The sequence below is a fragment of the Rouxiella sp. Mn2063 genome (assembly GCF_049319665.1).
Taxonomy (GTDB): Bacteria; Pseudomonadota; Gammaproteobacteria; order Enterobacterales; family Enterobacteriaceae; genus JBMOUD01.
Genome location: NZ_JBMOUD010000004.1, coordinates 382573 through 407509, shown reverse-complemented (window position 1 = coordinate 407509; position 24937 = coordinate 382573). Strand labels below are relative to the sequence as shown.

Here is a 24937-nt window from a genome sequence, read left to right as displayed (position 1 = left end):
AGGATACCAGAAACTTGAATTGAGATCCGTGGTGATAGGTTTGGCGATACAGGCTAGAATACCTGCAATTTCCAATTAGGACGGATAAGTTATGGCAAATCAAGTGACTGGATTAACCAGAATAATTAAAGCCGCTGGTTATTCTCTTAAAGGGCTGACCGCAGCCTGGAAGCATGAAGCTGCATTCCGTGAAGAAGCGATTGTCGTCCTTGTCGCTATCTTACTGGCATTTTGGCTCGATGTGAGTACTACAGAGCGCATTTTATTGATTGGCGTCGCGCTTTTAGTTGTTGTGGTTGAATTATTAAACAGCGCAATAGAAGCGGCTATTGACCGAATCGGGCCGGAAATCCACCCGTTGTCAGGGCGTGCCAAGGATATGGGATCGGCTGCGGTATTTATTACGCTCATTTTTGCTGTCTTTACCTGGTTGGCTATCTTATTACCGCGCTGGTTGTGAGATGGCTCGCAGGTTAATCCCTGTTTTTATTCACTCTTAGGTTTTCATTGCCTGATTAGCTGTATATACTCACAGCTGGACTGTATAAACAACCAGGGGGCGGAATGAAAGCATTAACTACCAGACAACAAGAGGTCTATGACCTTATTCGTGATCATATCTCTAGCACCGGTATGCCGCCAACCCGTGCTGAGATCGCGACGCGTCTGGGATTCCGTTCTCCTAACGCAGCTGAAGAGCACCTCAAAGCGCTGGCACGTAAAGGCGTCATTGAAATTGTTTCTGGCGCCTCACGTGGTATTCGTTTGCTGATGGAAGAGGAAGAAGGTTTACCTCTCATTGGGCGTGTTGCCGCTGGTGAGCCGCTGCTGGCAACTCAGCATATCGAAGGCCACTACCAAGTCGATCCAAGTATGTTTAAACCAAGCGCCGATTTCTTGCTACGTGTTAGCGGTATGTCTATGCGTGATATTGGTATTCTGGACGGCGATCTGTTGGCGGTGCATAAAACGCAGGATGTGCGAAACGGCCAGGTGGTCGTTGCGCGCATTGATGATGAAGTCACGGTTAAACGTTTGAAGAAACAAGGCAACACCGTGCAGCTTCTGCCTGAAAATAGCGAATTCGAGCCTATCGTGGTTGACCTTCGCGAGCAGAGTTTCAGTATTGAAGGGCTTGCGGTTGGCGTTATTCGCAACGGTAACTGGATCTAATACCAAGCGGTATTAATGTCTAGTTTCCTGTTATAGAACTCACCTTTGTAAATAAACCCAATAAACTTCGAGATGAAGGTAGGCGGCAATCGACAGACAAATCTGTCAAGAGCAGATTTGAACACTGCTTGCAGCGACCCCTTTGGGGCAAGGCTCGCGGATGAGCAGAGTCACTGCAGCCAACCACCCTACAACTTGAAATATGGCGGGTAAAAGGTGAGTTTTCGTTTATAACGTGCCGTATAACAAATACGCTGCGTATTATCAGCGATTTTGACACTTAGCGAAAATTATCCCTATAACTAACGTTTTTTAACGTTAATACTATGGTCGTGATCGCAATGTTCTTTGCTATCGCAAGCTTCTACTACCGAACACTCTCTGCATAAACCGTGCGCTTCAACGACGGAATGACGCAGAGCAAAGCCAGAATCATTAGCAAGCGTGGCTAAACGTTCTTCAATGCCTTCCGTCGTTTTTTCAGTTACTAACCCACAACGGTCACAAATAAACAGAGCTGAAGTGTGGCTTGGCTCTTCAAAGTGGTGGCACAACACATAGCTGTTTGCTGATTCTACGCGGTGAATAAAACCTTGTTCCAACAGAAAATCCAACGCGCGATAAACAGTTGGTGGCTTAGCCTGAGGTTCCACAACGCGTAGTAAATCTAGCAGATCATAGGCACTGATCGCCCCAGGCTGTTGGATCATCAGCCGAAGCACTTCGAGCCGCTGTGGCGTTAGCCGAACATTACGCTGTAGGCACAGACGTTCAGCTTGCTTAAGCAGGTTTTCAGAGTGGGATGAATTCATGATTTGCTCTCTGCACAAAGTAAGCTCAGATTTTAACATGTTTCGAGACAATCGCCGATACCCTGGCGACACACAGTTTGGTTGCTACACTCTGTTTTTGTGTTCTGTGACATAGTGAGACTTATGCCTGCCTGGCTTTAGGATATAAATCTATTAGCGATTGACTTTATTATTCACTATATAAGCCAGCTTTGTGTCCATACAAATATAGGCGCAAATGTAAGCCATCAAAGATGATGGCTTTTTTGATGAATTGGCTATTCGTCAATAAGTGACATATAGTTTTTAACGTTGTTATTAAAATCTTTTATTTTTATTTGTTTCTTGCAATTCATCTTGGAAAGATAATTACATTCCACTGGTAATAATGGGTCAGTTGAACCCGTCCATTGTAAATATAATCCTAAAAAGTCAAATGCCGAGCGTAGTTGATCAATTGTCACTCTGCTTTTGGCATCATATGAAGTAACAATAAAAGGCACTTGGAAGTTCTGTTTATATTTGTCGTTATGCTGGAGGTTTCTAGTTCCTTTGGCAGACATAAAACTTAGACCGTGATCAGAAAAGTATAACATGGTCCATTTTTTCTTGTTCCTATCAGCAATCTTGGTGATTTCTGACAATAAATAGTCCGTATTTTTTATACTTTGAATATAACAGGATAATTTGTCATTTTCGTAAAAATAATCATATTTATTATCGGTTCTATCACAAAAGTTAGGATGAGACCCCATTATGTGAATAAAGATAAGTTTTTTCTTTTTACTATTATTGTTCAAGATCGCAGCTTGATATGGAACGAGTAAATCAGTATCAGGGAACGATTGTGTGTTATATTCACCTTTTTTAAGAAAAGTGAAACTGTCTGCCTGTTGTCCGATATAAGAAACTATCGAATCATCTCCTCCAATACTCCCTTGATTGGAAATCCAGTAAGTATAAAACCCCTGTTTTTTTGCAAGCCTGATAATATTATTTTGTTGTTCAATCTCATCGCCTTTGTTAAGTGAAAATGTTGTTGATAACGATGCTTGTGTAGAGCCAGCAGCAGATATATAGTTTTTGAAAATCAAACCATTCATTGAGTCTGTGAAGGGCGTGTTATCTATTTGAAAGCCATAGGAATGCATAAAATCTTTACGAGCACTTTCACCTATCACTATTATATAAGTATCGTAATCATTTTTAGGTTTTGATGGCGACCATTCTGATGGCAGAGACTTTAAAAAAACCATCTTCTCATTAAATAAAGCAATGGACTCATATGAATTATAAAAATCATTACAAAAACGAAATAAAGTAAATTTCACATCGTGGATATGTAAAACTCCTGACTTTAAGTAACTCTTTAGTGGGGTGAATATGACTATTAATATGAATATTGCGAGTGATATTGTGTTGTTTTTTATTATTAGAGACTTTCTATTTTTGAGTGTTATATAAGATGTTATTATTAACAATAGGGCTGGGGTAAGGTATATTAAAGGGAGGTTTTTTAAAAACTCATAACTTTCATTAATATTTGTGTTTTGAGCTGATACAATGATATTGATGCTTGGTGTACCATACATGTATGCAATAGGGCTATATAGTACTGAGGTTATAGTGATGAAAATTAATAATAATCCGAATAACAAAGAGTGCTTTGCTGTGGATAATAATAGTGAAAATACTGCTATTGCATAGCCTATTCTTAATGAATAACCAAAAGAGGTATCGACAATAATTGAAAATAATATAGCTGTCGCTAAGGCCAGGATAAACCGGCCATTTAGTCTTTCCATAGGTAATAATCTTCTCATTCCATTGAATCTACACTAATAACGTGCTCGTTTTTTACATTATCCCCGACACCAATCTTTAATTATTCCTTGCTGAAAAAACAGCATATTTAAATGATGGTCTTGCAATAATTATTTGTATTATTGCTTTGGTGGACAAGTTTTCGCATATTAACAGATGTAGAAAAAATAATAAATCTTATTATACCCAAGAAACATTCAGTTACAGGTAGTCGGCAACTGAGATAGTTCTTAGGAGCTTATATAACTAAATAACTGGGATGGGCGATAAATTTGCCAGGAGCAGATTTATCGCTGCTTGTAGCGGCCCTTTTGGGGCGAAGTTCACGGATGAGCCGAGTCATTGCGGCTAACAACCTTTCATATTGAAGGTATGACGGGTTAGCAATATCAATGATGAATCCATCATTGTGAGGTGCCACCGCCAGGGCAGTTCTCTATGCTATGATAGGCCAACTCAACAATTTCTGTTTACTGCCTCCTGATGAAATGGATAGGAGTAAGTATCAGAAGATGTAAAATAACTCATAAAATTAATAAGATATGGAACTTAAACCATTAGATATAAAGGGCGTTATTGTGGGAAATACTGATAAATATAGCGCTCAGCGTTTCTCCGTTGCGCCGATGCTCGACTGGACGGATCGCCACTGCCGCCATTTCCATCGTCTATTAAGTGGTGAAGCGTTGCTCTATACCGAAATGGTGACCACAGGGGCGATTATTCACGGCAAAGGGGATTATCTGGCCTTCGGCGAACAAGAACATCCAGTTGCACTGCAACTCGGTGGCAGCAACCCTGCGGACCTGGCACACTGCGCTAAATTAGCTGAAGCGCGGGGATATGATGAGATCAACTTGAACGTCGGCTGCCCGTCCGATCGCGTGCAGAATGGCATGTTTGGTGCGTGTTTGATGGGGCAGGCTACATTAGTGGCTGATTGCATCAAAGCGATGCGTGATGTGGTGTCTATTCCAGTCACCGTGAAAACACGTATCGGTATTGACGATATGGACAGCTATGAATTCCTATGCGATTTCATCGGCCAAGTCTCTGAACGCGGTGGTTGTGACACCTTTATTATTCATGCTCGCAAAGCCTGGTTGTCTGGCCTGAGCCCAAAAGAGAACCGTGAAGTGCCACCGCTAGATTATCCGCGTGTGTATCAGCTCAAACGTGATTTCTCTCACCTGACGATGGCGATCAATGGCGGCATTAAAACACTAGATGAAGCGAAACAGCACCTCGAACATATGGATGGCGTGATGCTAGGACGCGAGGTTTATCAGAACCCAGGTATTCTGCTCGACGTTGACCGAGAACTGTTTGGTTCGACGGCTGCGCCGTTAACCGGGCCAGAGGCTATCCGGGCGCTCTATCCTTATATTGAGGCAGAGTTATCCAAAGGTACGTATTTAGGCCATATCACTCGCCATATTCTCGGCATATTCCAAAGTATTCCGGGTGCGCGTCAATGGCGTCGCCATTTGAGTGAGAATGCGCATAAACCAGGCGCCGGTATTGATGTGGTTGAACAGGCGCTATCGCTGGTTGCACAGCCGAAAAAATCGCCGCTCGAAGTGTAATTCACTATCTGTTAGTCAACCTGACCAACTCCGCTTGTTTGTTTATAGAATAAATAAGCGGTAACTTCTTATAAATCAACGCACTATATTTTCATCTCTTCTGGCATGTTTCTTGTAATACCTTGCATGGTTATAACGTGTAATTTTTTGCACCTGAGGAGCACGCCATGTTGGAAATTTTATTTGTTTTGGGCTTTTTCTTTATGCTGTTACTGACCGGCATTTCTCTGTTGGGGATGATTGCGGCACTCGTGGTGGCCTTTGCGCTAATGATGTTGGGAGGCCTGCTGGCAGTTGTTATAAAAATGTTGCCATGGTTGGTATTGGCGGTCGCAGTGGTTTGGCTTTATCGTGCTTTCAGGCAGCCTGAATTGCCTCGTTATAAAGGCAGACGCTTGCCTTGAGATGCAAATAAGCGCGGTGAATATAAAGCAGCTATGGATAAAAAGGCTATTTTTCATAAGGTAAACAGTTTTCCCTATTACACATAGGGGCAAATTTGTAGAGATAACTTTTACTTATGTGCAATGGATCACAGCTTAGAACATAAAACGCTATTCTTAGCGCTTAACCATATTTTTTAACATTCTAGGCTGTTAGGATACGTTTCATTGCTTGGACAAACATTTTCATCCGGTTTGCAAGATACAAAATAGTTGCTTAAGCGACACCATCTGCAAATCGACCTCGCAGTAACCTACAAATAAGCAGTAAGGTCTTTCATTCATTTGAACTAGCAAGTTAGTAAGATTGAATATAAGACAACAAAAAGGCTCCTTAATCGGAGCCTTTTTGCATTTTTGCATCAAGGGATCAGCAGGCTGGAACCCTGTGTTGCACGGCTTTCTAGCAGTTCATGCGCCTTCTGCGCATCGGCTAAGGCAAATTTTTGCGTCTCCGGCACATCAATTTTAATATCGCCACTGGCAATTAATGAGAACAACTCATGGCTGGCAGCCGTCAATTGATCGCGGTTGGTGATGTATCCATTGAGCGAAGGGCGTGTCACATACAGTGAGCCTTTCTGGTTAAGGATTGCCAGGTCAATACCCGTTACTGGACCGGAAGCATTGCCAAAGCTCACTAACAAGCCGCGCCGTTGCAAGCTGTTTAAAGAATCCTGCCAAGTACTTTTACCCACCGAATCGTAAACCACGGCAACTTTTTTACCTTGCGTTAACTCTGCAACGCGGCTGGCAATGTCTTCTTTTTGATAGTTAATGGTTTCCCAGGCACCAGCCTGTTTAGCACGTTGGGCTTTCTCATCGGAACCGACGGTACCTATCAACTTTGCACCCAGCGCTTTTGCCCATTGCGAGGCAATTAGACCAACACCGCCGGCAGCAGCGTGGAATAGAAAAATCTCGCCGGGTTTGATTTGATAGGTTTGGCGCAGCAGGTATTGTACGGTCAATCCTTTCAGGAAAGAGGCGGCAGCCTGTTCAAAACTAATACTGTCTGGCAGCAGTGCCACTTTATCTTCTGGTACATTGTGTAATTGGCTATATGCGCCAAGTGTTGCCTGGGCATAGACCACGCGATCGCCAACTTTGAACCCGCTGACGGCGCTGCCGACTTTAGTGACCACGCCGGCAGCTTCAGTTCCCAAACCAGAGGGGAAGGAGGCAGTTGCATACAAGCCGCTACGCACATAGGTATCAATGTAGTTAATCCCTACCGCTTTATTCTCGACCTGAACCTCTGAACTTGTTGGATCTTGTTGCTGATAATCAACATATTGCAGGACTTCCGGGCCACCGGTTGTGGCGAATTGAATGCGCTTAGCCATCACTGCTCCTCACTGTTTGGTGTTGATTTTAACCTACGCTAATTAAGTACCCTGATCTAGATACAACCGTGCCGTCGCTAAGACCATTTAGAAATGACTCATCACAAGGAAATATAATTGAGTATACTGACGCGTTATTATCGTTCGTCGCAACAGGCAGGCAGACGTTTCCACGCAGGCTATTCAGAGTAGGAAAGAATCCATTCATGGCAGCAGCAAAAAAACCAACGACTAAACCGAACGAGCAACCCCGCGATCGCCAGATGGAAGGATTGAAACTTCCCCCGCACTCGCTGGAAGCGGAACAGTCCGTGTTAGGCGGGTTGATGCTGGATAACGAGCGCTGGGATAACGTGGCTGAAAGGGTGGTCAGTAACGACTTCTTTAGCCGTCCACATCGACTTATCTTCACCGAAATGCAGCGTTTGCTAGAGATGAGCAAACCTATCGACCTGATTACCTTATCGGAATCTCTGGAACAGAAATCCGAGCTGGAATCCGTCGGCGGTTTTGCTTATCTGGCCGAACTATCAAAAAATACGCCAAGTGCGGCGAACATCGGGGCTTATGCAGATATCGTCCGTGAACGTGCCGTTGTTCGTCAGATGATCTCGGTAGCGAACGAAATTGCGGATGCCGGTTACGACCCGCAAGGCCGCAGCAGCGAAGAACTGCTCGACTTAGCCGAGTCTCGCGTCTTCCAAATTGCTGAAAGCCGTGCCAATAAAGATGAAGGCCCGAAAAGCATCGATTTGGTATTGGAAAGCACGGTATCGCGTATTGAAGAGCTGTTCCAGCGCCCGCATGATGGCGTGACCGGCGTATCGACTGGCTATAGCGATTTAGATAAGAAAACTGCCGGTCTGCAAAAGTCCGACTTAATTATCGTGGCGGCACGTCCTTCGATGGGTAAAACCACCTTCGCGATGAACTTGTGCGAAAACGCCGCGATGATGCAGGAAAAACCGGTACTGATTTTTAGCCTGGAGATGCCCGCAGATCAGCTGATGATGCGTATGTTGGCCTCGTTATCGCGCGTTGACCAGACTCGAGTGCGTACCGGTCAGTTGGATGATGAGGATTGGGCGCGCATCTCCAGCACGATGGGCATCTTGCTGGAAAAACGTAACATGTACATCGATGACTCCTCCGGTCTGACGCCAACCGAGGTACGTTCGCGTGCGCGGCGTATTTTCCGCGAGCATGGCGGGTTAAGCCTGATCATGATCGACTACCTGCAATTGATGCGTGTACCCTCGTTGTCTGATAACCGTACCTTAGAAATCGCCGAAATCTCTCGTTCTCTCAAAGCGCTGGCTAAAGAATTACAGGTGCCGGTTGTGGCGCTGTCACAGTTGAACCGAAGCCTGGAGCAGCGTGCCGATAAACGCCCGGTTAACTCCGACTTGCGTGAATCTGGCTCGATTGAACAGGATGCCGACTTGATCATGTTTATTTATCGTGACGAGGTGTATCACGATAACAGTGATGAAAAAGGCATTGCGCAGATCATCTTAGGTAAGCAGCGTAACGGCCCAATCGGCACTGTGCGACTGACCTTTAATGGTCAATGGTCACGCTTCGATAACTACGGCGGTCCGCAATACGACGAGGACTAATCGGTCTGGTCAGTCTGCATTGTTGGTCAGGGCGCTGTATTGCATCATCTCGTTAAATTTTTTCGTTAAGGAACGCCAATGAAAGCCGCTACGGCTGTGATCGACCGCCGCGCTTTGCGACATAATCTGCAACGTATACGTCAACTCGCGCCGAACAGCCGGGTCGTTGCGGTGGTAAAAGCGAACGCTTATGGGCATGGCATCGTTGAAGCCGCTCAAAGTTTACAAGCGGCGGATTATTACGGCGTGGCGCGCTTGTCGGAAGCACTGGCCTTACGTGCCAGTGGCATAACTAAGCCTATTTTGCTGTTAGAGGGTTTTTTCGAAGCAGCTGACCTGCCGCTATTAGTCGCTAATGCAATTGATACGGCAGTTCACAGCGAAGAACAGTTGCTAGCGTTGGAGCAGGCCCAGCTTTCCAGCCCGCTTAATGTGTGGATGAAACTCGACACGGGTATGCATCGTTTAGGTGTGCGTCCTGATGTTGCCGAGACATTTTACCAGCGCTTAACCGTTTGCAAGAACGTTGTGCAGCCCGTGAATATCATGAGCCATTTCAGCCGTGCCGATGAGCCACAGGTTTCTTATACTTCCGAGCAGCTTGCTTGCCTGAGTCAATTTATGGCTGGTAAACCAGGAATGAAATCTATCGCTGCATCGGGCGGTATTTTGCTCTGGCCCACAGCGCATCTGGATGTCGTTCGGCCCGGCATTGTGCTTTATGGTGTTTCACCACTAAACGATGGCAATGCCCGTGATTTTGGTTTGCAACCAGCTATGACACTGACTACCAGCCTGATTGCCATTCGTGAACACCGGGCGAATGAGCCGGTGGGCTATGGTGGTATCTGGGTGAGTGGTCGCGATACACGCCTTGGTGTGTTGGCAATAGGTTACGGCGATGGCTATCCGCGAGATATGCCGAGCGGTACGCCGGTGCTGATCAATGGCCGACAGGTCCCGATTGTGGGACGAGTATCGATGGATATGATCTCGGTGGATTTAGGCCCTGATGCTAAAGACTGTGTCGGCGATGAAGCGATTCTCTGGGGAGCCGGTTTGCCTGTTGAACAGATTGCCGCCGCTGCTAAGATGAGCGCCTATGAATTGATCACTCGCCTGACGCCACGCGTGGAGCGTGAATATCGAGAGGCGTAATCTTTTTCGGATATGTGTACCAGGCCGCAATTGATGAAAATTCACTGCCAATCCGCATCTTTTTATCGATATTTACCCGCGTAAACGGCATATTTAAAGGCTGGAGCTTAGCCATTTTGGTTGGCTGATTGCAGCTCTGATAATGGTTCGACATTAAAAATAATCCCAGGAGAGTAATACCGTGTTTCAACATGTTGATGCTTATGCAGGTGATCCCATTCTGTCACTGATGGACGTTTTCAAAAAGGATCCAAGAGAGAAGAAAGTTAACCTGAGCATCGGTCTTTATTACGACGCACACGGTATTATTCCTCAGCTCGATGCGGTCGCAACGGCTGAAAACCAACTGAACGCATTGCCGCAGGTCGCCTCCTTGTATCTGCCAATGGACGGTTTGCCAGCTTACCGTGGTGCGGTGCAACAGCTGTTATTTGGTGCTGAGCATAGTGCTTTGCAACAACAGCGTATTGCGACGATTCAAACCGTAGGTGGCTCTGGCGCATTGAAAGTCGGTGCCGACTTCCTGAAAACTTATTTCCCACAGTCCGAAGTCTGGGTCAGCGATCCGACTTGGGATAACCATGTGGCTATCTTTGCTGGCGCGGGCTTTAAAGTGCATACCTATCCGTACTTTGATCCGCAAAGCCTTGGGGTGAATTTCGACGCGATGCTCGCCACGCTGCAACAGATGCCTGCGCGTAGCATTGCCTTGCTGCATCCTTGCTGCCATAACCCAACCGGTTCAGACCTGACTCATGCGCAGTGGGATCAGGTGATTGAAGTGGTGAAACAGCGCGAGCTGATCCCATTCCTCGACATCGCTTACCAAGGCTTTGGTGCTGGTATGGACGACGATGCTTATGCCATCCGCGCGATGGCGGCGGCAGGCGTCACGCTGCTGGTAAGCAACTCCTTCTCTAAAATCTTCTCACTTTATGGCGAGCGCGTAGGCGGCCTGTCAGTAGTGTGTGAAAATAGCGAAGCGGCCGATCGCGTATTAGGACAGTTGAAAGCTACCGTGCGCCGTAACTATTCCAGCCCGCCAAACTTTGGTGCGCAAGTTGTTGCTACCGTATTGAATGACGCCACGTTGAAAGCACAGTGGCTGGCAGAAGTAGAAGGCATGCGTACACGTATTATTGAAATGCGTGAGACTTTGGTTAATACGCTGAAAGTGGCGTTGCCTACACGTAACTTTGATTACCTGCTGCAACAGCGCGGTATGTTCAGCTATACCGGTTTTAGTGCCGCTCAGGTCGATCGCTTGCGTGAAGAGTTTGGTGTGTATCTGATTGCCAGCGGCCGTATGTGCATGGCGGGATTGAATCACCACAACGTGAAACAAGTCGCCGAAGCCTTTGCTGCAGTGCAATAAGCGGCGCTAAGCGTTAGATAGCATGTCATCAAGCCGGGCAATATAGAGTGCCCGGCTTTTTTATCGGCTTATTCTTGTAGATTCACCACAACGCGACCGCGAATATCGCCATTGATCAGGCACTCAGCAGCATCAATAGCATTTTCCAATGGTATTTCCTGACTGACCGCATCGAGTAATTCTCGGCTGACTAGTTGTGCCAATCGTGCCCATGCAACATCGCGCTCCTCTGCTGGGCGAGTTACGCTGTTAATCCCGGCGAGTGTGACGTTACGCAAAATAAACGGCGCGACGCTGGCGTTAAAATCCATTCCCTGCGCCATACCACAGGCGGCAACGGTGCCGCTCTCGATGATGCTGGCACAGACATTTGCCAGCGTATAACTACCAACGGAATCAATCGCCGCTGCCCAACGCGCTTTTTGCAATGGCTTGCCCGGCTCGCTTAAGGTTGTACGATCGATAATTTCATTCGCGCCGAGTGTGGTGATCAGATAATCCTGCTCGTGCGGGCGGCCGGTGGCTGCCGCAACCTGATAGCCTAATTTAGCCAGCAGCGCGATAGCAAAGCTGCCGACGCCACCATTAGCGCCGGTTACCAGTATTTGACCTTTTTCTGGCGTTACACCGTTCTTTTCTAAGGCGATAATACACAGCATGGCGGTATAACCGGCGGTACCGATAATCATCGTATCTTTTAGGCTTAAACTCTCGGGAACGCGAGTGAGATATTTGGCATCCACACGCGCTTTTTGAGCTAAACCACCCCAGGCCTGTTCACCAAACCCCCAGCCGTTAACCAACACCTTATCGCCTTTAACGTAATCAGCGTTGCTGCTATCGGTGACGATGCCGGCAAAATCGATACCCGGAACCATCGGGAAGCTACGGACAATCGGCCCTTTGCCAGTGATGGCTAATCCGTCTTTATAATTCAGGCTGGAGTAGTGTACATCGATCAATACTTCGCCCGGCGGTAGCTGATCTTCAGATAACTGCGTTAACGTGCTTTGGCTCTTATCATCTGTTTTTTCTATTAAAATAGCCTGAAACATTATTCGCTCCTGAGTAGAAAACGGGTAATCCATATTAAACGACATGACCCAAGGCTATACTTTGCGGTGGAATAACGAAAGAGGAGATAGCACGAATGTGGGTGCAAAAAGAGTTAACGCTGAAGCCAAAAAACCGCGGTTTTCATCTCGTTACCGAAGAGGTGATGCAGCAACTTCCAGAAATTCGCCAGTTTTCCGTGGGCTTATGCCATATCCTGCTGCAGCATACTTCAGCCTCGTTAACCATTAACGAAAATGCCGATCCAACGGTGCGCATGGATTTTGAAAGCCATTTCAATCGTACTGTGCGTGAAAACGAACCCTATTATCAGCACGATTATGAAGGTAGCGACGATATGCCAGCGCATCTGAAAAGCAGCTTACTTGGTTGCACTCTGACGCTGCCGATAACCAGAGGGCGGCTCAATCTTGGTACCTGGCAAGGGATCTATCTGTGCGAGCATCGTAACCACGGTGGCGCGCGGCGCATCGTGATTACCTTGCAAGGGGAATAGCCTCCCCTGAATTGAGGAGGCGAGTTGAGATCACTATTTTTGTTTGTTGCTGTGGCGTTCTAACAGCGGCTTGAGGAAGCGTGCGGTATGGGATTCGGCACATTCGGCGACCGTCTCCGGTGTACCAGACACCAGGATTTGCCCGCCGCCGTGACCACCTTCGGGCCCAAGATCGACAATCCAGTCTGCGGTTTTAATCACATCCAGATTATGCTCGATAACCACGATGGTATTGCCCTGATCGCGCAACTGATGCAGCACTTCTAACAGCTGCTGAATATCGGCGAAGTGCAAACCGGTGGTTGGCTCATCAAGGATATACAGCGTTTGGCCGGTGCCGCGTTTTGACAGCTCACGGGCCAGCTTAACGCGCTGGGCTTCACCACCAGACAGTGTGGTTGCCGATTGGCCCAGACGGATATAGGACAGGCCAACATCCATCAAAGTTTGCAGCTTGCGTGCTAATGCAGGAACGGCATCAAAGAAATCTCGCGCTTCTTCGATAGTCATATCCAGCGTTTCGTGAATGCTTTTGCCTTTGTATTTAATCTCCAGCGTTTCACGGTTATAGCGCTTACCTCGACACTGATCGCACGGCACATAAATGTCCGGCAAGAAGTGCATTTCTACTTTGATAACCCCATCGCCCTGGCAGGCTTCGCAGCGGCCACCTTTCACGTTAAAGCTGAAACGCCCCGGCGTATAGCCGCGAGAACGAGACTCTGGGACACCGGCAAACAGTTCACGAACCGGAGTGAAAATGCCGGTATAAGTTGCCGGGTTAGAACGCGGTGTACGACCGATTGGGCTTTGGTCGATATCGATAACCTTATCGAAATGCTCCAGCCCCTGAATATCACGATATGGCGCCGCTTCAGCAATGGTGGCACCGTTTAACTGGCGCTGGGCCAGCGGGAACAACGTATCGTTAATCAGCGTCGATTTGCCTGAGCCAGACACTCCGGTAATACAGGTAAACAGGCCAACTGGCAGCGTCAACGTGACGTCCTTCAGGTTGTTACCCGTTGCACCAATCAGTTTTAGTACCTTACCTGCATCGGCTTGCACTCGTTGCGGTGGTACGGCGATTTCACGCTTACCGCTCAGATATTGACCTGTGAGCGATTCCTCTTTCGCCATAATATCTGCGGCGGTACCTTCGGCAACCACTTGGCCACCGTGAACACCTGCGCCCGGACCGATATCGATAATGTGGTCAGCGGCACGAATTGCATCTTCATCATGTTCAACCACAATGACGGTGTTACCAAGGTCACGCAGATGGATCAGCGTTTCCAGCAGGCGTTCGTTATCGCGCTGATGCAAACCGATAGATGGCTCATCAAGCACATACATCACGCCAACTAAGCCTGCACCAATCTGGCTGGCCAGACGGATACGCTGTGCTTCACCACCGGATAAGGTTTCGGCAGAGCGTGACAGCGAGAGGTAGTTTAGACCGACATTCACCAGAAACTTCAGGCGGTCACCGATCTCTTTGAGGATTTTCTCGGCAATCTGCTTACGCTGACCGCTGAGTTTCATATTGAAGAAGAAATCCATCGCGTGGCCGATGCTGAAATCTGAGATTTCCGGCAATGTAGTTTCTTCAACGAATACATTACGCGCTTCTTCGCGCAGGCGCGTTCCTTTACAGGAGGCACAAGGGCGATTGCTGATGTATTTCGCCAGCTCTTCACGTACTGCACTGGATTCCGTCTCTTTATAACGGCGCTCCATATTATGCAGCACGCCTTCAAATGGATGGCGGCGGATCGAGGTGTCACCGCGATCGTTTATGTATTTAAACTCGATAGTGTCTTTGCCCGAGCCTTGCAAAATAGCCTGCACAACGTCTTTATCCAACTCGCTGAACGGCGCTTCAACATCGAACTTATAATGCTCACCTAACGAGCGCAGCATTTGGAAATAGTAGAAGTTACGACGATCCCAGCCGCGGATGGCACCACCGGCTAATGACAACTCTGGATTTTGGATCACGCGTTCAGGGTCGAAGAACTGTTGTACACCCAAACCATCGCAAGTTGGGCAAGCACCTGCCGGGTTGTTGAACGAGAACATGCGTGGTTCAAGCTCGCGCATGCTGTAGCCACATACCGGACAAGCAAAGTTGGCCGAGAACAGCATCTCTTCGGCGTCAGCATCGTCCATATCTGCTACGACAGCCGTGCCACCAGACAGCTCCAGCGCCGTTTCAAAGGACTCTGCCAGGCGTTGTTGCAAGTCATCACGGACTTTAAAGCGGTCAACGACGACTTCAATGGTGTGCTTTTTCTGCAGTTCCAGCTTCGGTGGATCGGACAAGTCGCAGACTTCGCCATCGATACGTGCGCGGATGTAACCCTGTGCCGCCAGGTTTTGCAGCGTCTTGGTATGTTCGCCTTTACGATCTTTAATGATCGGAGCCAACAGCATCATGCGCTGGCCTTCCGGCTGTGCCAGCACGTTATCAACCATCTGGCTGACGGTTTGTGCTGACAGCGGCTCGTTATGCGTTGGGCAGCGCGGTTCACCGACGCGGGCAAATAGCAGACGCAGATAATCGTGGATCTCGGTAATGGTCCCTACGGTAGAACGCGGGTTGTGCGAGGTCGATTTTTGCTCGATAGAAATCGCCGGAGACAGGCCTTCAATATGGTCAACGTCCGGTTTTTCCATCAGGGATAAAAACTGCCGCGCATAGGCTGAAAGGGATTCAACGTAGCGGCGTTGGCCTTCGGCATATAAGGTGTCAAAAGCCAGAGAAGATTTGCCAGAACCGGACAAACCGGTGACAACAATCAGTTTGTCACGCGGGATTATCAGGTTGATATTCTTGAGATTGTGGGTACGTGCGCCCCGAACTTCGATCTTATCCATTCACCATTCCCGCAGTAACTTGAAAGTTCACCGTGCCGGAGACAGTCTGTGATGCGTGGGCGTGCATCGCTGTCACCATGCTAATTGCATAGAAATCTTGGGCACAGAAAGTACGAAACGGATAAGTATGCCATAAAAAAAGCTGAATGGATATCCAGTATTCGCTTGCAAATCAGGCTACCGTTTCATCTTGCTCTGAATCTATATCGCAGGTATTAACTCTGGCGATGGCGTGCTAAAATTATTCGTTTAGACTGTAAAAATTAACTCATCAGGAGAGTCGACATGGCCAGCAGAGGCGTAAACAAAGTGATTCTGGTCGGGAATCTGGGTCAGGATCCCGAAGTCCGCTATATGCCTAACGGCGGTGCCGTAGCTAATATCACCCTGGCTACCTCTGAAAGCTGGCGTGACAAGGCTACCGGCGAGCAGAAAGAAAAAACGGAATGGCACCGTGTTGTGCTGTTCGGCAAGCTGGCGGAAGTGGCAGGCGAATACCTGCGTAAAGGCTCTCAGGTTTATATCGAAGGCGCACTGCAAACCCGTAAATGGACCGATCAGGCTGGCGTAGAAAAATACACCACCGAAATCGTGGTTAACGTTGGCGGCACCATGCAGATGCTCGGTGGCCGTCAAGGTGGTGGCGCTCCAGCAGGCGGCGGTCAGGCTTCTGGCGGTCAGCAAGGCGGTTGGGGTCAACCTCAGCAACCACAAGGCGGCAACCAGTTCAGCGGCGGTCAACAATCTCGCCCAGCGGCACAGAACAGCGCGCCAGCACAAAGCAGCAACGAACCACCAATGGACTTTGACGACGACATTCCGTTCTAAGCCCTGCTCAAGAAGTCAGGAGCAAAAGTGGTTACGATAGGCCCTGTTAATCAGGGCCTTTTTTATGCTGTATTTTTAAGTTTGAAACTTAGATTAAAAAATAAAAAAGACCTATCTTTAAAAAGATGATCAAAGCGATGGCTAGATAGCAGTTACATGACTAAGTAAGAATTAAATAAATTGATTTTAATTGAGCTTATTACAGGCGCATCAAAATGAAAAAAATATATACCCTGCCTTTTTTACTTATCATTTATGCCATTCTGGGATATTTCTCTTATAGTGTGCTTTTGAGTATGTATTTTGATGGTGTACAGGTCGCCATCAATAGCTATAGAGAATTTCTCGCAAAGCCATTATTATCGTCAATATTCTATTTGATTTATATTGTCGTTTCATTCTTCGTGTTTAGGTCTATTCTTGTTGTTTCTTTTAAAAAAGAGATGCTATTTCATTTTTTATTTCTAATAGTCAGTTTTTGTCTGTTATGGATTTTCGTATTTTTCTTTAAAGGCAACGTGGAAGAGCTAGTCAGTACAGATGGTATATTGATTTCTATTAATAATTTTTTAGCGTGGAAGTATTATTTGTCATCTGCAGTTACATCATTTCTAGTTTTCGTGATTGTGAGGAAAAAATGCTTCTCTTGATCGAATCTTTGGCAAGGGCATAGAGTAGTCCGCAGCGATTCAGGTAGGAACTGAGAGGTTCTATCTTGAAGCCAATACTATGTTCCTCACTTGACCACTTGTTATGTAGCAGGATGAAACCATGAAAATGATTGGCCTATTGGGCGGCATGAGTTGGGAGTCGACGATCCCTTATTACCGTTCGATTAACGAAGGCGTTAAGCAGCGCTTGGGCGGGCTGCACTCTGCTGAGTTGTTATTGCACAGCGTAGATTTTCAGAGGATTGAGGAATATCAGGTTCAAGGCCAATGGGATAAAGCGGGAGCGGTGCTCGCGAAAGCGGCCAAAGGGCTACAAGATGCCGGTGCCGAAGGCATTGTGCTTTGCACCAACACGATGCATAAAGTGGCTGAGCATATTGAAAAGGCGTGTTCTGTGCCCTTTTTACATATCGCTGAAGCGACCGGAAAGGTGATTCAGCAGTCTGGATATCAGAGGGTTGCCTTGCTGGGTACGGCTTATACCATGGAGCAGGATTTTTATCGTGGCAGACTGCGTGAGCAGTTCTCCATCGACACGATCATTCCAGATGAGCAGCAAAGAAAAGCGGTCCACCGGATCATTTTCGAAGAGCTATGTGTGGGGATAATCTCGGGACAATCCCGCGATATTTATCTGCAAATTATCAGTAGCCTTAAAGATGCTGGAGCCGAAGCGGTGATTTTTGGCTGCACGGAAATCGGCCTTTTGGTGCCGGTAGAAGCCAGCGCACTTCCGGTATTTGATACCACTGCAATACATGCACAAGCCGCGGTAGATTTTATGTTGAGCTAGGGATGTGGTTAGCGTCATTGCAGCATATTCGCCGCGATGACGCTGAAATGCTTACTTCGTTTCAGCACCCTCCATCACTTTTAATAGGAAAGGAACAGAGTCCCGCAGAGATGGATTGACCGTACCTGAATGATCAAGACCCTCATATTCCCGGACCTCAACATCGGTACCTGCTGCTTTAACCGCTGCTGCAAAGCGCTGCTGCATTGATGTTGGCACGTTGATATCACTATCGCCGATACCAATAAATACCGGATGTGCAATGTGCAGCGTTGGATACTGCATTGTGACCATTTGTGTATTGAGCAATTTATCAATAGCGGGTTTTAGGCTATTGGTCGGGTTCAAGTTGTGACTATAGACTTCTTTAGTGAGTGGTGTGATGCACAGTGTGTTAGCCATTTTTAGGATAGGCAGGGCTTTATCCAAAAAATAATCCTCTGCTTTCAGGCTTGGGTTTGTATCGGCAGCCGAGAGGTATATATAAAAAATATAAGACATTTTAGGGTCTGGTTTATCCGGGCTACTTTGACCGAGAATTTGTTCAGCTGTTGTGGTTTCGTCAAAATATGGGGTTCCAGTTAAGACAGTTGCCACGACATTAAGCTGCGGAGCATAGCTTGGTTGATATCCGGCGCTAGCAAAAGCGGCATGCGCCCCCTGAGACTGACCGACGAGTACCAGCTGGTTTCTCAGTGGGAAAGCAGTCAGAGCAGCTCGAGCACTGTCTAGCACACTCCAAGCTTCGGCTTTAGCATCCATATAATGATGTAGTCCATCGGAGCCCAGGCCCGCATAGTCTGGTGACACGACGGCAAAACCGAGAGATAACCAAGTATTAAGGTACTGTTTATCCCTTTCAGTTCGAGGATTAAGCGAGGGCGCGCAGTCCGTCGCGACACCTATTGTGCCATGTGTCCACACCACAACCGGCCAACCATTTTTTGGGGCCTTTCCCTTTGGCAGGAAAACTGCGGCAGTATCTTGCCGTGACGTTTTGCCATCAACACCGCTGATAGATTCATATTTTATCAGGTACTGTTCAGACGCTTCCGACAGCCCATGTTCCGGCGGTAATAGCGTCTTGCTGCTCACCTTGCCTGAACGAATATCCGTTGGGGCTGCGGAGGCAGTCACTGGTATCAGTATCAGAGAGGAAAGGAGCAGTAACATTGTTCCCGCCTGAGTGAGTATTTTTTTAGGATTCAACGGACTCGCTCCATTCATTATAAGATTTATCATCATTGATGATGTCGTTGGCGCTTGCTGCGAAAAGAGACTGTAACTTTTTAAGTTAAGGTAATAGATAGTCGATGACGGGTGTTGTTGCAAATAACGGGGGTTTTACATTTTGATCTATCGAGGGATCATTTGGTTATTTCCTATATCTAACATTTTCCCATCAACTCTAGGCTTCATGAGTCAGTGAATTAACATCAATATCGGAAGTTTACATATTGTAAACTAAAAGCTATTCCGCTATGTTATTTACATAATGTAAACACAGGGGATTGTGATGCATGTGATTTCCAGGGAACCATTTGAGAAAGCAACACGTGATTTCCCAAATGATGCGGATGCGATTATTGCGACATATAAGCAATTAAAAGAAAAGGATTTTACAAGTCCTGCAATGCTGCGGGAGTATTTTCCTAGCCTCGATAATTTTAAGTATCGAGACAAGTGGTGGGTGATTGATATCGGTGGACACAACCTGCGTATGATTGCCTATATTAATTTTCTAAATAAACGCCTCTACGTCAAACACATCGCTACTCACCGTGAGTACGACAAATTAACCAAGTATTATCGGGAGACGAAAGAATGATTGCGGAACCTCTGAAAGCGATTGAAGCGACAAAAATGCTGGTGGAGGCGGTTCCCTTCTTAGGGGGGAGCACTTCCGAGAAGGCGTACAACGATGCGCTCGCTATGGTTGATTACCTGATCGAGAATGATGATGAAAACCCGCTAATTGATTTTCTGGCGGCAAAAATCTCTGAATATGAAGAGAGCAATCAACGTTTTGCGGCATTCAATACCGCGGTAGATGAAATGCCTCGCGGTGTTGCCGCTTTGCGCGTATTGATGGACCAACATGGTCTTTCATATGCGGATTTGAAAACAGAGATAGGCTCGAAGTCACTGATTAGCCAAATATTCTCTGGGAAGCGCGCGTTGACCATTAGCCATATTAAAGCGTTGGCAGAACGCTTTAATGTCAGGCCAGATGTGTTTATCTAAATAGGAGAGACTTCCTTTCCTTGGCTACACCCCGCTATTCTTACACCTAACAATATCCGCCAATATTGACAGTGCAATTTCTGCCGGCGTTTTGCTGCCGATCGGCAGGCCAATCGGGGCGTGGATACGGTCGAGGTCGTCAGTGGTGAGTTCGCTGATGCGCTGTAAACGTTCACGGCGCTGGAGGCTGTTGGCCTGTGAACCCATTGCGCCGATATAGAATGCTTCGGTGGTAACCGCTTCGCTCAGCGTCAGGTCGTCGATTCTTGGGTCGTGGGTTAATGACACGATGGCGGTGGAGCTGGATGCACCGTATTTTTCCAGATACAGCGCCGGATGCTGGCTAATGACCAGATAAGGCGATAGGTCGCTGAAATCCTGTTGTAACTGCCGTTGTTGTTCTTCTCGGTGTTCACAGATCACCACTTCAAAACCCAACATTTCGGCCAGCTTGATGCAATCATGCGCAACGGCTGAATACCCGGCGATCAGTAACGTTGGCACGCTGCCAATGGGTAGCATGATTTCCTGTTGTTGATAACGGATTGCCGCGGTCATATGGCGAGCCGGGCAGGTTTCTAACATGGCGGCTTGCGGCAATAGCAGCGATTTTAGCAGCCGCACTTCGCCTTTTAGCGCCCGTAGCAGTTGGCTGAGATAATCTAAGGTGGATGCGGCCTGTGGCAGATATTCGATCAACACATCCAATGTGCCGCCGCAGGGCAATTCAATGGCAGTTTCCCGTCCACCTTTGCCATAGCGCACCACTTGACTGGCTTGGCAAAACTCTCCCAGTGCAATACGCGCCAGAAAGTCTTCTTCAATACAGCCGCCGGAAAGTGAACCGATAAATTCGCCTTGCGCCGTGGCAGCCAGCAACGAACCGGGAGAGCGAGGGGAGGAACCGTAAGTATGTAATACGGTACATAACCACACCGGGCTGCTGTTTTGCAGCCAGGCGAGGGCTTGAGCGATAACGCGATAATCCAAAGATTGCATAGACACTTTCCCCCTTATCAATATCGCCCGTTTTCTATTAATGAGTGCCCGGATGGGCACGAATATGCGCCACTTTTTCTGCCAGATTTTCCCATGCCGGTTTACCCGGTGCGTAGGTCTGGCGTAAATATGTCGCCAATTCCGCTACTTGTTTATCGGAAAGGCTGGCGGCAAAGCCTGGCATATAGCCTAAATCTGCTGTCGCAGGTTGCGGAATACCGTTGAGGATCACCCTGATCAGATTATCCGGCTGGCTGCTAAATACGCTGGTGTTATTTGCCATCTCAGGGCTGACGCCAAACAGCTGAGGCCCGCCGCTGGCGGCGGTGTGGCACGCCTGACATGCGCCCTTAAATAGCTGCTCTCCGGCGCGAGCCGAGAAAGTCGCTGCTGGCTGAGGAATCGGCTCTGGCGCGGCGTTGGCAGTTTCAGGATTGAGTGAAGCCAGATAGGTCGAAATCGCCCGCACGTCGGATTCTGGCAAGGTGGCTAGCTCGCTGACTACCGGCCCCATTGGGCCTGCGGCAACGCCGTGCTCACTCGAATAACCGGTACGTAAATATTCAAACAACTGCTGTTCGGTCCAGGGTTTGGGTGAACTGGACAGGCCGTTGAGCGCAGGGGCTTCCCAGCCGTCGACAGTGCCACCCGCAAGGAAAGCATTAACTCCGGTTTTCTCCGCACCTAAAATATTTCTTGGCGTATGACAGGCGCCGCAGTGCCCCAGGCCGTTCACCAGATAAGCCCCGCGGTTCCAGGCTTCACTTTGTTGTGGGTCGTTCTGGTAGGCACCGGTACCTAAAAATAGCGCGTTCCAACCGGCCATCAGCGGGCGGAAGTTAAACGGGAAACGCATAGCGTTCGCCGGGGTTGGCTGCTTAACCGCCGGTTGCGACATCATATAGGCATACAGTGCCTGCATATCGGCATCGGTCATCTTTCTAAATGAGGTGTAAGGAAACGCCGGATAGAGATGATGACCATCGCGGCTGATCCCTTGTCGCATTGCCCGGTCAAAAGCGGTGAACGACCAGTTACCAATGCCAGTCTCTTTATCTGGCGTGATATTGGTGGAATAGAGCGTGCCAAACGGTGTCTCCATTGCCAGTCCGCCAGCATTTTTTATCCCACCGGAGGCGGTGTGACAAACGGCGCAATCGCCCGCGGCGGCAAGTTGCCGCCCGCGTTCTAAGGTGCTTTCAGACCAGGTTCCTGCCGATGGCGTCGCGACAGGCGCGATTTCAGCACGCCAAGGCAGGGCATTAGTCGCCATCCCCAGTGCGATGCCGAACACGCCCGCCGCGCCGCCAAAAAACCATTTTTTCTTCGCCGAGGTTTTTACCCTGGGCTTTGGCCCGTCGAGAGCGGTTGGTCCTTGAGCGTCCGGGCCGTTTAATGCCACGCGCAGCTTGTCGGAGGTAATCGGTAATTCGCGAAAACGAATGCCGGTTGCATCATACACCGCGTTGGCAATCGCCGCCGCGCTGGGCACCGAGGCGGACTCACCCGATCCTAACGGCGGATCATAAGGTCGTGGCATCATCACCACGTCGACGTCCGGCACTTCGGGGAAGGTCAGAATCGGGTAAGCGCCCCATTCCTGACTAGAAACGGTGGATTCTTCAAAGGTGACGCGTTCTTTCAGCGCCCGGCTGGTGGATTGAATCACATTGCCGTGGATCTGATGACGCACGCCATCGGGGTTGATCATCATGCCAGCATCGTGACCGACAGTAATGCGGGTAACGGCGATTTCACCGCTCTTTTTATCGATAGCGACATCCGCTACCCACGATGCCCACGCCGCACCAAATCCGGGGAATTTACTGTGAATATAACGCGCGTAGGCAAAACCACGCCCGCGTAATACGCCCGGTTCCGCCTCGGTTTGCATTGGCTGTGTTCTCGGTGTCCAACCGGCACGCTCGGCGGTAGAACGCATCAGCTCGATGGCTCTTTCATCTTTGATATAGCGCAGGCGATACTCAACGGGGTCGACACCGGCGGCAAAAGCAAGCTCATCAATATAGGATTCATGGGCAAAAGTATTGGGCAACGCTGAGACGCCACGCATCCATGACGCGCGTACAATCGGCGCCATATCTTCAATGGTGATACGCATCTCTGGATATTCATAAGGCGGAATCGAAGTGCGATCGCCCATTTCATAAGCTAACGCGGTGGCATCGACTCGACCGGTAAGTAGCAGCGCCAGCGTTGGTGCGCCGTTGGACGGATACGAGGTGGAAAAATCATATACCGCCAAATGTCCTTCGGCATCGATGCCGCCGTCAACTTCCATTAACTGCGCGGTGCCTTTGGGTTCCCACACATGCTCTTGGGCGCGCGTCAGTTGCACTCGTACAGGACGGCCAACCGCACGCGACAGCAAGGCGGCATCGGCCCCAACATCATCAGCACAGTTACGACCGTAACAGCCTGCTGCTTCCATTCGGTTGATTTCTATCTGTTCTTCCGGGTATTCCAATAGCCAGGCCAGATCGGCACGCATCACGTGCGGGTTCTGTGTCCCCGACCACACACGCAGGCATTGCGGCTGGTAATCTGCCAGCGCACAGGAAGGGCCGATAGAAGCGTGGAGCTGATAGGGCCAAAGATATTCACGAGTAAAACGTTGGCTTACACCCGCCAGCGCTTCGTCCACATGGCCAGTATCGTGGACCACGCGTGCGGTACTTGGATTATCCTTCAACGCCTGGGCGACGTTTTGCAAATCAGGCAGCGGCGTTTGCCAGGCTTTCCACTCAACGACGAGTTCTTTGGCGGCTTTTTCGGCCTGCTCTTCACGCTCGGCCACAATACCAATAAAGTCCTGAATCACCACCACGGCGACAATGCCGGGGATATGAGCGATAGAACTTTCATCTACACCGACCAGACTGTTACCGACAAAACTGCCGCTGTCATATCCGGCATAAGGCGGGCGCACCATGCGGCCATGCAACATGCCGGGCAGGCGCATATCGTGCACATAGGTTAGCTCGCCGGTAGCTTTAGCTGGAATATCAACGCGCGGAGAGCTGGTGCCGACAATCTGATAATCCTTCTGCGGCTTGAGCGGCGCATTGCCAGATATTTTCAGCTCACAGTGTTGCCCTTTGACCAGCTCGGCATAGCTTATCTGTTGGCCATTCTCATCTGATATCAGGCCATTTTTTAATGTCAGACTCTCGATATTGACCGCAAAACGCTCGGCGGCACGTTGCATTAGCCAGCAACGGGCTTCTGCCGCGGCGTTACGCAGTGGAATAGCGGAAATTTGTAGCGTGGCGCTGGCAATGGTGGCCCCTTGATTCGGGGTGCGCTGGGTATCGCCCAACACCATTTGTACCTGACTGGTCGATAGATATAGCTCTTCGGCCACAATTTGCCCTAGCGAGGTTTTGACGCCGGTACCTAAATCGACGTGACCGTTGAAGGCGTAAATCTCGCCGCTATCACAGATGGCAATAAACAGCCCTTGTTCTTTGGGTTTTAGCGTGGGCGTTTGCCCTTTTGGCACTAACCCAGCAGGCGGCTGAATCTCATCGACAATCAGCAACACACCGTTGCGTGATAACAGTTCACTGTGGGTTGGGGTGGGTAAATGTTGCTCACTCATGATGACGACTTTCCT

The 24937-nt window shown here is 48.6% G+C and carries 20 protein-coding genes; 12 read left to right on the top strand and 8 right to left on the bottom strand.

Annotation, left to right across the window (positions count from 1 at the left end):
* The first annotated feature begins 91 nt into the window (after window positions 1-91).
* Both ACL9RG_RS09360 and lexA read left to right on the top strand, forming a co-directional pair.
* Window positions 92-460: a diacylglycerol kinase gene (locus ACL9RG_RS09360; protein ID WP_422792318.1), complete on the top strand. Its 369-nt coding sequence runs from the start codon at window positions 92-94 to the stop codon at window positions 458-460.
* 104 nt (window positions 461-564) lie between these two features.
* Window positions 565-1173, top strand: coding sequence for a transcriptional repressor LexA (gene lexA, locus ACL9RG_RS09355; RefSeq protein ID WP_422792317.1), 609 nt, complete (start codon window positions 565-567; stop codon window positions 1171-1173).
* A gap of 302 nt (window positions 1174-1475) precedes the next feature.
* Here lexA and zur read toward each other — a convergent pair whose 3' ends face one another.
* Complete coding sequence (zur, locus tag ACL9RG_RS09350) at window positions 1476-1985, bottom strand: zinc uptake transcriptional repressor Zur (protein WP_422792316.1); 510 nt, start codon at window positions 1983-1985, stop codon at window positions 1476-1478.
* 257 nt (window positions 1986-2242) lie between these two features.
* Window positions 2243-3769, bottom strand: coding sequence for a phosphoethanolamine transferase (locus tag ACL9RG_RS09345; protein WP_422792315.1), 1527 nt, complete (start codon window positions 3767-3769; stop codon window positions 2243-2245).
* 597 nt (window positions 3770-4366) lie between these two features.
* On the opposite strand from ACL9RG_RS09345, the gene dusA reads away from it, so the two are divergent.
* Entirely contained in the window at window positions 4367-5374 is a 1008-nt protein-coding gene (dusA, locus tag ACL9RG_RS09340; protein ID WP_422792314.1) for a tRNA dihydrouridine(20/20a) synthase DusA, read from the top strand.
* A 167-nt stretch (window positions 5375-5541) separates the two neighbouring features.
* A complete protein-coding gene (pspG, locus tag ACL9RG_RS09335) occupies window positions 5542-5778 on the top strand; it encodes an envelope stress response protein PspG (protein WP_422792313.1) in 237 nt (78 codons plus the stop codon).
* 401 nt (window positions 5779-6179) lie between these two features.
* Here pspG and ACL9RG_RS09330 read toward each other — a convergent pair whose 3' ends face one another.
* Window positions 6180-7163 (bottom strand): quinone oxidoreductase, encoded by a 984-nt coding sequence (locus ACL9RG_RS09330; protein WP_422792312.1) that lies wholly within the window; start codon window positions 7161-7163, stop codon window positions 6180-6182.
* A 206-nt stretch (window positions 7164-7369) separates the two neighbouring features.
* On the opposite strand from ACL9RG_RS09330, the gene dnaB reads away from it, so the two are divergent.
* The 3 genes from dnaB to ACL9RG_RS09315 all read left to right on the top strand — a co-directional run bounded on the left by dnaB (window position 7370) and on the right by ACL9RG_RS09315 (window position 11315).
* On the top strand, window positions 7370-8782 hold the full coding sequence (gene dnaB / locus ACL9RG_RS09325; RefSeq protein WP_422792311.1) for a replicative DNA helicase: 1413 nt from the start codon (window positions 7370-7372) through the stop codon (window positions 8780-8782).
* A gap of 78 nt (window positions 8783-8860) precedes the next feature.
* Window positions 8861-9940 (top strand): alanine racemase, encoded by a 1080-nt coding sequence (gene alr, locus ACL9RG_RS09320; RefSeq protein ID WP_422792310.1) that lies wholly within the window; start codon window positions 8861-8863, stop codon window positions 9938-9940.
* Between the two features lie 181 nt (window positions 9941-10121).
* Window positions 10122-11315, top strand: coding sequence for an amino acid aminotransferase (locus tag ACL9RG_RS09315; protein ID WP_422792309.1), 1194 nt, complete (start codon window positions 10122-10124; stop codon window positions 11313-11315).
* A 68-nt stretch (window positions 11316-11383) separates the two neighbouring features.
* Here ACL9RG_RS09315 and ACL9RG_RS09310 read toward each other — a convergent pair whose 3' ends face one another.
* On the bottom strand, window positions 11384-12370 hold the full coding sequence (locus tag ACL9RG_RS09310; RefSeq protein ID WP_422792308.1) for an MDR family oxidoreductase: 987 nt from the start codon (window positions 12368-12370) through the stop codon (window positions 11384-11386).
* Between the two features lie 95 nt (window positions 12371-12465).
* Between ACL9RG_RS09310 and ACL9RG_RS09305 the strand changes: the two genes are divergently transcribed.
* On the top strand, window positions 12466-12885 hold the full coding sequence (locus ACL9RG_RS09305) for a secondary thiamine-phosphate synthase enzyme YjbQ (protein WP_422792307.1): 420 nt from the start codon (window positions 12466-12468) through the stop codon (window positions 12883-12885).
* Window positions 12886-12918: 33 nt separating this feature from the next.
* Here ACL9RG_RS09305 and uvrA read toward each other — a convergent pair whose 3' ends face one another.
* On the bottom strand, window positions 12919-15765 hold the full coding sequence (uvrA, locus tag ACL9RG_RS09300) for an excinuclease ABC subunit UvrA (protein WP_422792306.1): 2847 nt from the start codon (window positions 15763-15765) through the stop codon (window positions 12919-12921).
* Between the two features lie 285 nt (window positions 15766-16050).
* Here uvrA and ssb1 point away from each other — a divergent pair, with 285 nt between their 5' ends.
* Window positions 16051-16593 carry a single-stranded DNA-binding protein SSB1 gene (ssb1, locus tag ACL9RG_RS09295; protein WP_422792305.1) on the top strand — a complete coding sequence of 181 codons (543 nt, stop codon included), beginning with the start codon at window positions 16051-16053 and terminating at the stop codon, window positions 16591-16593.
* Between the two features lie 771 nt (window positions 16594-17364).
* On the top strand, window positions 17365-18057 hold the full coding sequence (locus ACL9RG_RS09290) for an amino acid racemase (protein WP_422792304.1): 693 nt from the start codon (window positions 17365-17367) through the stop codon (window positions 18055-18057).
* Between the two features lie 51 nt (window positions 18058-18108).
* Here the strand turns inward: ACL9RG_RS09290 and ACL9RG_RS09285 are convergent, their stop codons facing one another.
* Window positions 18109-19230, bottom strand: coding sequence for an alpha/beta fold hydrolase (locus ACL9RG_RS09285; protein WP_422792303.1), 1122 nt, complete (start codon window positions 19228-19230; stop codon window positions 18109-18111).
* Window positions 19231-19573: 343 nt separating this feature from the next.
* Here ACL9RG_RS09285 and ACL9RG_RS09280 point away from each other — a divergent pair, with 343 nt between their 5' ends.
* Window positions 19574-19885 (top strand): type II toxin-antitoxin system HigB family toxin, encoded by a 312-nt coding sequence (locus tag ACL9RG_RS09280; RefSeq protein WP_422792302.1) that lies wholly within the window; start codon window positions 19574-19576, stop codon window positions 19883-19885.
* A complete protein-coding gene (locus tag ACL9RG_RS09275; protein WP_422792301.1) occupies window positions 19882-20301 on the top strand; it encodes a helix-turn-helix domain-containing protein in 420 nt (139 codons plus the stop codon). Before ACL9RG_RS09280 ends, ACL9RG_RS09275 begins: the two co-directional genes overlap by 4 nt.
* 24 nt (window positions 20302-20325) lie before the next feature.
* Here the strand turns inward: ACL9RG_RS09275 and ACL9RG_RS09270 are convergent, their stop codons facing one another.
* Both ACL9RG_RS09270 and ACL9RG_RS09265 read right to left on the bottom strand, forming a co-directional pair.
* The gene (locus tag ACL9RG_RS09270; RefSeq protein WP_422792300.1) at window positions 20326-21300 is read right to left on the bottom strand and encodes an XdhC family protein; all 975 of its coding nucleotides are present in this window, start codon (window positions 21298-21300) and stop codon (window positions 20326-20328) included.
* Window positions 21301-21337: 37 nt separating this feature from the next.
* Window positions 21338-24922 (bottom strand): molybdopterin cofactor-binding domain-containing protein, encoded by a 3585-nt coding sequence (locus ACL9RG_RS09265; RefSeq protein WP_422792299.1) that lies wholly within the window; start codon window positions 24920-24922, stop codon window positions 21338-21340.
* Between the last annotated feature and the right edge of the window lie 15 nt (window positions 24923-24937).